Here is a 10,753-nt window from a genome sequence, read left to right as displayed (position 1 = left end):
GGGCAGCCCCGCTCCGGGACACGCCGTAAACCCATCCATGGGGGCTTGGCAAAAACATCCATGTTTTTGACAGTCCCTCCGGGGGCTGCCCGTCGGCCTCCCCTTCATGCATTGCGCGGGCGGTTGGCAACAGCAAACACGCGTGGCGTGCCCCTACAAAAAAAAACGGCGGCACCGAAGTGCCGCCGTTTCTGATTCAACTTCCAATCTGTTACAGGATGTACCGGCTCAGGTCCGGATCCTTGACCAGCTCGCCCAGGTGCTTATCGACATAGGCGGCATCGATGGCCAGGGTTTCGCCGTCGCGGTCCGGTGCTTCGTAGCTCAGCGAATCCAGCAGGCGCTCCAGCACGGTGTGCAGGCGGCGGGCGCCGATGTTTTCCTGGCGCTCGTTGACCTGGAACGCGATTTCGGCGAGGCGATCCACGGCTTCATCGGTGAAGTTCACGGTCACGCCTTCGGTGGCCAGCAGCGCTTCGTACTGCTTGGTCAGCGCGGCCTTGGGTTCGGTCAGGATGCGCACGAAATCCTGCTTGCTCAGGGCGCCCAGTTCCACGCGGATCGGGAAGCGGCCCTGCAGTTCGGGGATCAGGTCGCTCGGCTTGGCCAGGTGGAACGCGCCGGAGGCGATGAACAGGATGTGGTCGGTCTTGACCGTGCCGTACTTGGTGGACACGTTGGAGCCTTCCACCAGCGGCAGCAGGTCGCGCTGCACGCCTTCGCGGGAGACATCGCCACCGCCGACGTTGTCACCGCGCTTGGCGACCTTGTCGATTTCGTCGATGAAGACGATGCCGTGCTGTTCGCAGGCTTCGATCGCGGCGCTGCGGATGTCGTCTTCGTTGACCAGCTTGCCGGCTTCTTCTTCCACCAGCAGCGGGCGCGCGGCCTTGATGGTGACGGTGCGCTTCTGCGCCTTGCCGCCGCCCAGGCTGGAGAACATCTGGCGCAGCTGCTGGCCCATTTCCTCCATGCCCGGCGGGGTCATGATGTCCACGCCGATATTGGCAGCCACTTCCAGTTCGATCTCGCGCTCGTCCAGTTCGCCATTGCGCAGCATGCGGCGGAACTTGATGCGGGTCTCGTTGTCCTGCGCGGACGGTTCGTTGCGGGCCGCTTCCGGGTCGAAGCCGATGCCGCCGGCGCGGCGCGGCAGCAGTGCGTCGAGGATGCGGTCTTCGGCGCGCTCTTCGGCCTGGTTGCGCACGCGCACCTTGGCCATTTCGCGGTACAGCTTGACGGCGGTGTCGGCCAGGTCGCGGATGATCTGCTCGACATCCTTGCCCACGTAGCCGACTTCGGTGAAGCGGGTGGCTTCAACCTTGACGAACGGGGCCTTGGCCAGGGTGGCCAGGCGGCGGGCGATTTCGGTCTTGCCGACGCCGGTCGGGCCGATCATCAGGATGTTCTTGGGCATGACTTCATCGCGCAGCTCGGCCGGCAGCTGCATGCGCCGCCAGCGGTTGCGCAGGGCGATGGCCACGGCGCGCTTGGCGTCGTGCTGGCCGACGATGTGGCGGTCCAGCTCCTGCACGATCTCGCGCGGGGTCATGGTGGCGGAAGACGATTCGTTGTTGTGCGGCATGGGTGCGCTCACAAAAAATTCTGGAGGAATGGTGGGAGAAGCGTTACAGCTCCTCGACCACCACGTTGCGGTTGGTGTAGATGCAGATGTCGCCGGCGATGTTGATCGATTCGGTGGCGATGGTGCGGGCATCCAGTTCGGTGTGCGCCAGCAGTGCACGCGCGGCGGACAAGGCGTAGGAACCGCCGGAGCCGATCGCGATGATGCCGTCTTCCGGTTCGATCACGTCACCGGTGCCGCTGATGATCAGCGAGGTGTCCTTGTCGGCAACGGCGAGCAGCGCTTCGAGCTTGCCCAGGCGGCGTTCGGTACGCCAATCTTTGGCCAGCTCCACGGCGGCACGCTGCAGCTGGCCATGCTTTTCCAGCTTGGCTTCGAACAGCTCGAACAGGGTGAACGCGTCTGCGGCGGCACCGGCGAACCCGGCCAGCACCTGGCCCTCGCGGCCCAGGCGGCGCACCTTGCGCGCATTGCCCTTCATGACGGTGTGGCCGAGGGTGACCTGGCCATCGCCGGCGACGGCGACATGGCCGTTGCGGCGCACCGAAATGATGGTGGTGGCGTGAAACACGTTGGGATTCTGACTGGGGTCCATGGAGCCTCCGGGGTGACAAGAACAGAGGTGGGGCCACCTGCCGGTCCTTCAAGCCGCCCTGCCCTGCGCCCGGGTGACGCAGTGGCCCGGTTCAGCTTTCGTTGTCGCCCGTGCGTCGCTTTGCCCGTGGATGCGCGGCGTCGTAGACCTTGGCCAGGTGCTGGAAATCCAGGTGGGTGTAGATCTGGGTGGTGGCGATATCGGCATGGCCCAGCAGTTCCTGCACGCCGCGCAGGTCACCGGAGGATTCCAGGATATGGCTGGCGAAACTGTGCCGCAGCATGTGCGGGTGCACGTGCTTGAACAGGCCCTGGCGCTGGGCCAGCTGGCGGATCCGGATCTGCACGGCGCGCTGGGTGATCGGCCCGCCCTTGCGCCCGGGGAACACCGGCTGCGCATCGCCGCCGCCACTCTCCGCACGCCATCCCAGCAACGCCTCGCGCGCGTGCGAGCCGAACGGCACGCGGCGCTGGCGGTTGCCCTTGCCGAGCACGTTGACCAGGCCGGTGGCGAAGTCGAGGTCGCGCCAGATCAGCGCGCACAGTTCACTCAGGCGCAGGCCGGAGGAATAGAACAGTTCGAGCAGCGCGCGGTCGCGCAGGCCGAGCGGTGCGTCGGTAGGCAGTTCCACCAGGCGCACGGCCTCGTCGGCATCAAGCACCTGCGGCAGTTTGCGCGGTGCCTTCGGGGCCTTCAGGCCGGCAGCGGGACTGACTGCGATGCGGTGGTGCTTGAGCAGCCACGCGTAGAAGCTGCGGCAGGCCGACAGCCTGCGCTGCAGTGATTTGGGCGCCAGCCCGCGGCGATGTTCGGCCGCGATGAACTGGCGCAGCTGCGCGCCATCGATTCCTTCGGCGCTGCCCTCCTGCTGGGTGGCCCAGGCATCGAGGGCGGCCAGGTCACGCCGGTAGGCATCCAGCGTGTGCGCCGAGGCGCGACGCTCCACCTGCAGGTACCCGAGGAAATCCTGGACGGCGTTCATGCGGGTTCGCGCCGGCGCGCGCTCAGGCCGGGTCGAAGCGCTTGAGTGCCACGACCAGCGCTTCGCCCATCATGCGCAGGAACAGCGTGCCCATGCCCGGGTAGAAACGGTTGCCATCATGGCTGCCCACCGCGATCAGGCCCACGCCCGGCAGCGGCAGCAATGCGCTGGACTGCACTTCATCCACGCGCCCGCCGTACAGCACGGTGTTCTTTTCCGGCTGCAGGCGGCCGCAGATCGGCTCGCCATCCTTCAGGCAATCGCGGAACGACGCCAGCAGCGGGCTGCCCTCTTCGATCACCTGCAGCCATGGCGCCTGCTCCAGGCCCTGCACCGGGTGCAGCACGACCAGCCGCACCAGGTCACCGGCGAAGTCTTCTTCCAGCGAAGCGGCCATGGCGCGCAGGGTATCGGCGGCGCTGTCCTGCTTCATCAGTGCCAGCGTCAGCTGGTGGGTGCGCACGGCCAGGCGTTCGTTGACCTGTGCGTTGGCGGCCAGGTCGGCCAGCCGGCGCGACAGCTCGCGGTTCTTGTCGCGCAGCACTTCCAGCTGGTAGCTGGCCAGCGACGCAGTGGGGCCATCGTCGCGCGGCACCACCAGGGTGAGCGCCAGGTCCGGGAACTGCTTCAGGAACGCCGGGTGCCGGCGCAGCCACGCGGCGACTTCATGCGCGCCGATCTTCTCGATGGTGTCGCTCATGCGTTCCACTCCCCTTCGAAGACGAATGCGGCCGGGCCGGACATGACCACCTGGGCGTCGTCGGCCGGCCAGCGCAGGCGCAGGTCGCCACCCGGCAGCGACACCGTGGCGTCGCGCTGCAGGCGGCCGCGCTGCATCATCACCACGGCGGCGGCGCAGGCGCCACTGCCGCAGGCCAGCGTTTCGCCGACGCCACGTTCGAACACGCGCAGGCGTGCATGCTGCGGATCGATCACCTGCACGAAGCCGACATTGACCGACTGCGGGAAGGTCGCGTGCTGCTGCAGCAGCGGGCCCAGCCGTTCGACCGGTGCGGCGTCGACCAGCCCGACTTCGATCACGGCATGCGGGTTGCCCATGGAGACCGCGCCGAAGCGCACGGTATCGCCCTGCAGCGGCAGCAGGTATTCCTCGCGCGCACGGGCAAAGCCCAGCAGCGGTACCTGGTCCGGTTCGAAGCGCGGCACGCCCATGGCCACCGCGTAGTGGTCGGCGCCGATGCGTTCAATGGCATGGGTGGCCAGCGGGCTGTCGATGTTGAAGCGCTCGCCCTGCGCCGCGCCATCGCGTACCAGCCAGGCCACAACGCAGCGCGCGCCGTTGCCGCACTGCTCGGACTGCGAGCCGTCCGAATTCCAGATGCGGTAGGCCGCAACCGAGCCTTCCGCGCGCGGCGGTTCGATGGTCAGGATCTGGTCGCAGCCCACGCCGGTATGGCGGTTGGCCAGCTGGGCCGCCAGCGCCGGGGTGGGTGCCGGGGTACCGTCGCGCAGGTCGAGCACGACGAAGTCGTTACCCGCGCCGTGCATCTTGCTGAAGCGCAGCGCGGTGGAGGCGGCCTTACTCATTCCCGTCGTCGGACTTGAGCTGCGGGTCGACCGGATCGGGCACGACCGGCGGATCGTCGGTGGCGTTGCTCTCTTCCGGCGTGGCCTCGGCATCGGCGGCCGGCTCGACCACCTGCTCTTCGACCGGCACCGGCTTCTGCGGCATGACCAGCGGGCCCTTGTTGCCACAGGCCGAAAGGAACAGCAGCGCCAGCGCTGCCAACGGAATCAGGATGCGATTGCGATGGGGGATGCTCATTGGCCGAGTATAGCGGGGGTGGGCGGAACCGGTGTGCCGATTCAATGAACGCCCAGATATAACCGGTGCGCCCGGACCGGTGACTGCCGCCGCGGGTAGCGCCGGCCGTTGGCCGGCCCAGGCAGTGCCAGGGCGGCAGTGGCCGGGTCAACAGCCACGCCGCCACGATGCCAGCGCCTCATGGCGCGGTATCGACGCCCAGCTGGTCGAGCACGAACGCATACGACTCGGCCAGCTCGAGGTAACGCTGGAAGCGGCCGGACTTGCCGCCGTGGCCGGCCTCCATGTTCGTGCGGAACACGATCGGCGCGGTGCCGGTGTTGTCGTCGCGCAGGCGCGCCACCCACTTGGCCGGCTCCCAGTACTGCACCTGCGAGTCCCACAGCCCGGTGCCGACGAACAGCGACGGGTAGGCCTGGCGCTGCACGTTGTCATACGGGGAGTACCCCAGCATGTAGTCGTAGTACTCGCGGTTCTCCGGGTTGCCCCACTCGTCGTATTCGTTGGTGGTCAGCGGGATGCTGGCATCGAGCATGGTGGTCACCACGTCCACGAACGGCACCTGTGCCACCATCACCCGGTAATCCTGCGGGGCCTGGTTGGCCACCGCGCCCATCAGCAGGCCGCCGGCGCTGCCACCGGAGGCGGCCACCCGGTCCTTGGCGGCATAGCCCTGCTTGACCAGTGAGCGGGTGACATCGACGAAATCGTTGAAGGTGTTCTGCTTCTTCAGCAGCTTGCCGTCCTCATACCAGGCACGCCCCATTTCCTCGCCGCCGCGGATGTGCGCGATGGCATACACCACGCCGCGATCGAGCAGGCTGACCACGGTCTGGTTGAAGCCCGGATCCATCGACATGCCGTAGCTGCCGTAGGCGTACTGGTACAGCGCGCCGGTGCCGTCCTTCTTGAAGCCGTTGCGGTAGACCAGCGACACCGGCACCCTGGCGCCGTCACGCGCGGTCACCCACACCCGCTCGGTGGTGTACTGCGCCGGGTCGTAGCCGATCACCGGCTGCTGCTTGAGCTGGCGGCGTTCGCCGGTGATGGTGTTGAGTTCGTAGGTGGTGGTCGGGGTGGTCAGCGAGGTGTAGGCGTAGCGCAGCCACGGCGTATCCGCTTCGGGATTGGCGGCCAGGCCCATCGAATAGGCCGGTTCGTCGGCCTTGACGTAGTCCTGGCGCCCATCGGCGAACAGCAGGCGCACCCGCTCCAGCGCGTTGGAGCGCTCGGCGATCGCGGTGAAGCCATCGAACAGCTCGAAGCCTTCCACCAGCACGTTGTCATCGTGTTTGACCCAGTCGGTCCACTGGCTGCGTGCGGTGGCATCGGTGGGCGCGGTGACGATCTTGAAGTTCTTCGCGCCGGCATCGTTGGTGCGGATCACCCAGCGCCCGCCGAAATGGTCGGCGTCGTATTCGACGTCGCGCGCACGCGGTGCGAGCACGGTGAACTGCTGCGGGTTGGCGGCCGGTGCGTAGCGGCTTTCCGAGCTGACCGTGCTGTGCAGGTCGATGGTGATGAAGCGGTCGTCGCGGGTGCGGCCAACGCCCATGTAGAAGCTGTCGTCCTCTTCCTCGTACACCAGCACGTCGCTGCTGGTCGGGGTACCCAGTACATGCTTCTTTACCCGCACGGTAAGCAGGGTTTCCGGATCGTTCTCGACATAGAACAGCGTGCGGTTGTCGTCGGCCCAGACCACGTTGGCGGAGACGTTCTCGATGCGGTCAGGCAGGACGTCGCCGGTACGGAGGTCCTTGAAGCGGATCACGTACTGGCGGCGGCCCACGTCGTCCTCGGCCCAGGCCAGCAGGTGGTTGTCCTGGCTGACGTCGGCATCGCCCACGTCGAAGTAGCCCTTGCCTTCGGCCATCGTGTTGAGGTCGAGCAGGATTTCTTCCGGCGCCTCCATGCTGCCCTTGCGGCGCGCCTGGATCGGGTAGTCCTTGCCGGTTTCGTAGCGGCTGTAATACCAGTAGCCGCGCTCGCGCGCGGGCACGCTGGCATCATCCTGCTTGATGCGGCCGACGATTTCCTTGTACAGGCTGTCCTGCAACGGCTTGAGCGGCGCCATGACCTGGTCGGTGTAGGCGTTTTCCGCATTCAGATACGAAAGCATGGCCGGCGCTTCGCGCTTGTCGTCACGCAGCCAGTAGTAATCGTCGTTGCGGGTGGCACCGAACGGGGTGGTGACCGCGTGCGGATGCTTCTCGGCGTCGGGTGGGGTCAGCGCGGGGGCGGCATGCACGGAAGCGGTCATCAGGGTGGCAACCAGGAAAGGGACAGGGGATTTCACGAGATAGGGCTCCTTGCCAGTGAATGCAATGGCGGCCAGTCTGGCGGCGCAGCGGCACCCACGGCAAGCACGCAGGCCCTCGCCTATCATGGCGTGCATGAGCACCCGCACCCACACGGCCGGCTACAGCCGCCGCAGCCAGGAAATCGAACCCTTCCACGTGATGTCCCTGCTGGCCCGCGCACAGGCGTTGGAACAGGCCGGCCATGATGTGATCCACCTGGAGATCGGCGAGCCGGATTTCACCACGGCCGCGCCCATCGTGCTGGCCGGCCAGGCCGCGCTGGACGCCGGGCATACCCGTTACACCGCCGCGCGCGGGTTGCCTGCCCTGCGTGCGGCCATCGCCGGTTTCTACGGCACCCGCTACAACCTGGACCTGGACCCGGAGCGGATCCTGGTCACCCCGGGCGGCTCCGGCGCGCTGCTGCTGGCCAGCAGCCTGCTGGTCGATCCGGACCGCCATTGGCTGCTGGCCGACCCGGGCTACCCGTGCAACCGCCATTTCCTGCGGTTGGTGGAAGGCGCGGCGCAACTGGTGCCGGTGGGACCCCGGACCGCCTACCAGCTCACCCCGTCACTGGTGGACACCCACTGGAATGCCGCCAGCGTCGGCGCCCTGGTGGCCTCGCCCGCCAACCCTACCGGCACGGTGTTGTCGGCGGCGGAGCTGGCTGCGCTGTCGCAGTCGCTGAAGGCGCGTGGCGGTCACCTGGTGGTGGATGAGATCTACCACGGCCTCACCTACGGCATGGATGCGTCCAGCGTGCTGCAGGTGGACGACGAGGCGTTCGTGCTCAACAGTTTCTCCAAGTACTTCGGCATGACCGGCTGGCGGCTGGGCTGGCTGGTGGCGCCCCCACAAGCCGTACCGGACCTGGAGAAGCTGGCCCAGAACCTGTACATCAGCGCGTCCAGCATCGCCCAGCACGCCGCGCTGGCCTGCTTCGCGCCGGACACCATCGCCATCTTCGAGCAGCGCCGCCACGCCTTCCAGGCGCGTCGCGACTACCTGCTGCCCGCCCTGCGCGCCTTGGGTTTCCGCATCGAAGTCGAGCCCGAAGGTGCGTTCTATCTCTACTGCGACGTCAGCGACTTCACCGATGACGCGCAGGCGTTCTGCGCGCACTTCCTGGAAACCGAGCACGTGGCGTTCACCCCGGGCCTGGATTTCGGCCATTACCGCGCCAACCAGCACGTGCGGCTGGCGTACACGCAGGAGATTCCGCGACTGGAAGAAGCGGTGGCGCGGATCGCACGCGGCCTGGACACGTGGACGCGCACCGACCAACGGTCGGCGCCTACCGCCCGGTAAAAAAAACGCCGCGCATCAAGCGCGGCGTTCAAAAGGGGTGGAGCCAACCAGACGCCCCACCACCCGGAGGCTATTTCAGGCGTTCCCACAGGAAGCTGTAGGCCAGCGCGGACATGTGCGCTGCCTGCGCATTGTTCGCCGCGCCGCCGTGGCCGCCTTCGATGTTCTCGTAGTAGGTCACGTCCTTGCCCGCCTCGATCATCTTCGCCGCCATCTTGCGGGCATGGCCCGGGTGGACGCGGTCGTCACGGGTCGAGGTGGTGAACAGCACCGGAGGATACGTCTTCTTCGGGTCGAACAGGTGGTACGGCGAGAAGGTCTGAATGTACGCCCAGTCGGCGGTGTCGGGGTTGCCGTATTCGGCCATCCACGAGGCACCGGCCAACAGGTGGCTGTAGCGCTTCATGTCCAGCAGCGGCACCTGCACCACCACGGCCCCGAACAGCTCCGGGTACTGGGTGAGCATGTTGCCGGTGAGCAGGCCACCGTTGCTGCCGCCCTGCACCCCAAGGTGCTTCGGCGAGGTGATCTTCCGGCTCACCAAGTCACGGGCGACCGCGGCCATGTCCTCATAGGCCTTGTGCCGGTTCTGCTTGAGCGCGGCCTGGTGCCAGCGCGGGCCGTACTCGCCACCGCCGCGGATGTTGGCCACCACGTACACGCCGCCCTTTTCCAGCCAGGCACGGCCCATGCCGCCGGAGTACGACGGGGTCAGCGAGATCTCGAATCCGCCGTAGCCGTACAGCAGGGTCGGGTTGGAGCCGTCCAGCTTCATGTCCTTGGCATGCACCACGAAGTACGGCACACGGGTGCCGTCCTTGCTGGTGGCGAAGTGCTGCTCGATCACCTTGCCTTCGGCATCGAAGAACGCCGGCATGGTCTTGAGCACTTCCGGCTGCTTGCCGATCTCGGCCAAGGCCAGGGTGGTCGGGGTCAGGTAATCGGTGACGGTCATCCACACCGCATCGCTTTCATCGGCATCCACCGCGCCAACCGCCACGGTACCGAACGAGGGCGCGCCGGTGAACTCGCTCTTCTTCCAGCCGTCGGCCGACGGGGTCAGCACCTGCAGGCGGCTCTTGACGTCATCAAGCACGTTGAGCACCAGATGGTTCTTCGTCCAGCTCGAGCCGGCCAGCGAGGTGGTCTCGGTGGGGGCGAACAGCACCTCGAAGTCGCGCTTGCCGGCGATGAAGTCGTCCAGCGTGGTGATCAGCAGCGAACCGGCGGCATAGGTCTTGCCACCCACCGTCCACGGGTCGCGCAGTTCCAGGGTCAGCCACTGCTTGCGCAGGCCCTTCTCGGCCGAGTTCGGCGCATCGATCCTGGTCAGCGTGCCGTCGTCGGCGCGCAGGTAGATCTCGTTGTTGTAGAAGGCCAGCGTGCGGCTGACCAGGTTGCGCTCGTAGCCGGGCGTATCGTCGTGCATCGCCGCGATGTACATGTCATCGGGCTTGCCTTCGTAGACCACGCTGGCCGCCGACAGCGGCGTGCCGCGCTTCCACAGCTTGGCCACCCGCGGGTAGCCGGAGGTGGTCATGCTGTCCTTGCCGAAATCGGTGTAGACGAACACGGTGTCGCGGTCGATCCAGCCCAACCCGCCCTTGGATTCGGGACGGAAGAAGCCGTCCTTGATCCAGCTCTTGTTGGACAGGTCGAATTCGCGGGTCACGTCGGCATCCGCGCCACCGCGCGACAGCGCGATCAGGCAGCGGGTGTATTCCGGGCGCAGGCATTCGGCACCGTGCCATACCCAGTTCTCGCCTTCGGCCTTGTTCAGCGCGTCCAGGTCGAGCACGGTTTCCCACTTCGGGGCCGGCTTGCGGTACTCATCCAGCGTGGTGCGCCGCCACAGGCCGCGCTCATGCTGCTTGTCCTTCCAGAAGTTGTAGTAGTACTCGCCGATCTTCTGCACGCCGGGAATCTTGGCGTCCGAATCAAGCACCTCGCGGATGCTGGCTTCCATCTGCTTGAAGGCCGGGGTCTGGGCCAGGCGGCCTTCGGACTTGGCATTCTGCTGCTTGACCCAGTCCAGCGATTTATCGCCGGTGACATCTTCCAGCCAGGCATAGGGATCGGCAGGGGTCTCAGCGGCCATCGCGGTTCCAGCGGCACCAGCAGAGAACAGGCCTGCCATCAGGCAGGCAGAGGCGAGTCGTGACATTGCGGCTCCAGGCGGTCATATCCCCCGGAC

The 10,753-nt window shown here is 66.8% G+C and carries 9 protein-coding genes; 1 reads left to right on the top strand and 8 read right to left on the bottom strand.

All coding sequences use genetic code 11. From position 1 onward, the window contains the following. Positions 1-211: 211 nt before the first annotated feature. The 7 genes from hslU to QMX79_RS10380 form a co-directional block, all read right to left on the bottom strand. Entirely contained in the window at positions 212-1,552 is a 1,341-nt protein-coding gene (gene hslU, locus QMX79_RS10410) for an ATP-dependent protease ATPase subunit HslU (protein WP_282246689.1), read from the bottom strand. Positions 1,553-1,628: 76 nt separating this feature from the next. Next, the gene (gene hslV / locus QMX79_RS10405) at positions 1,629-2,180 is read right to left on the bottom strand and encodes an ATP-dependent protease subunit HslV (protein WP_017356659.1); all 552 of its coding nucleotides are present in this window, start codon (positions 2,178-2,180) and stop codon (positions 1,629-1,631) included. 91 nt (positions 2,181-2,271) lie between these two features. Next, positions 2,272-3,162, bottom strand: coding sequence for a tyrosine recombinase XerC (gene xerC / locus QMX79_RS10400; protein ID WP_282246686.1), 891 nt, complete (start codon positions 3,160-3,162; stop codon positions 2,272-2,274). A gap of 22 nt (positions 3,163-3,184) precedes the next feature. Continuing rightward, entirely contained in the window at positions 3,185-3,862 is a 678-nt protein-coding gene (locus QMX79_RS10395; protein WP_282246685.1) for a DUF484 family protein, read from the bottom strand. Further along, entirely contained in the window at positions 3,859-4,710 is an 852-nt protein-coding gene (dapF, locus tag QMX79_RS10390) for a diaminopimelate epimerase (protein WP_282246684.1), read from the bottom strand. The genes QMX79_RS10395 and dapF overlap by 4 nt, the downstream gene beginning before the upstream one ends. After that, the gene (locus QMX79_RS10385; protein WP_282246683.1) at positions 4,703-4,948 is read right to left on the bottom strand and encodes a lipoprotein; all 246 of its coding nucleotides are present in this window, start codon (positions 4,946-4,948) and stop codon (positions 4,703-4,705) included. The genes dapF and QMX79_RS10385 overlap by 8 nt, the downstream gene beginning before the upstream one ends. A 178-nt stretch (positions 4,949-5,126) precedes the next feature. Next, the gene (locus tag QMX79_RS10380) at positions 5,127-7,244 is read right to left on the bottom strand and encodes a S9 family peptidase (protein WP_282246682.1); all 2,118 of its coding nucleotides are present in this window, start codon (positions 7,242-7,244) and stop codon (positions 5,127-5,129) included. A gap of 97 nt (positions 7,245-7,341) precedes the next feature. On the opposite strand from QMX79_RS10380, the gene QMX79_RS10375 reads away from it, so the two are divergent. Then, complete coding sequence (locus QMX79_RS10375; RefSeq protein ID WP_282246681.1) at positions 7,342-8,559, top strand: pyridoxal phosphate-dependent aminotransferase; 1,218 nt, start codon at positions 7,342-7,344, stop codon at positions 8,557-8,559. A 70-nt stretch (positions 8,560-8,629) separates the two neighbouring features. Here the strand turns inward: QMX79_RS10375 and QMX79_RS10370 are convergent, their stop codons facing one another. Further along, entirely contained in the window at positions 8,630-10,723 is a 2,094-nt protein-coding gene (locus QMX79_RS10370) for a prolyl oligopeptidase family serine peptidase (RefSeq protein ID WP_282246680.1), read from the bottom strand. Positions 10,724-10,753 lie beyond the last annotated feature (30 nt).

The sequence above is a fragment of the Stenotrophomonas sp. PS02300 genome, assembly GCF_029959395.1.
Taxonomy (GTDB): Bacteria; Pseudomonadota; Gammaproteobacteria; order Xanthomonadales; family Xanthomonadaceae; genus Stenotrophomonas; species Stenotrophomonas maltophilia_AD.
Note: the sequence above shows the minus strand (reverse complement) of the source record. Positions and strands in the feature narration are given on the sequence as shown.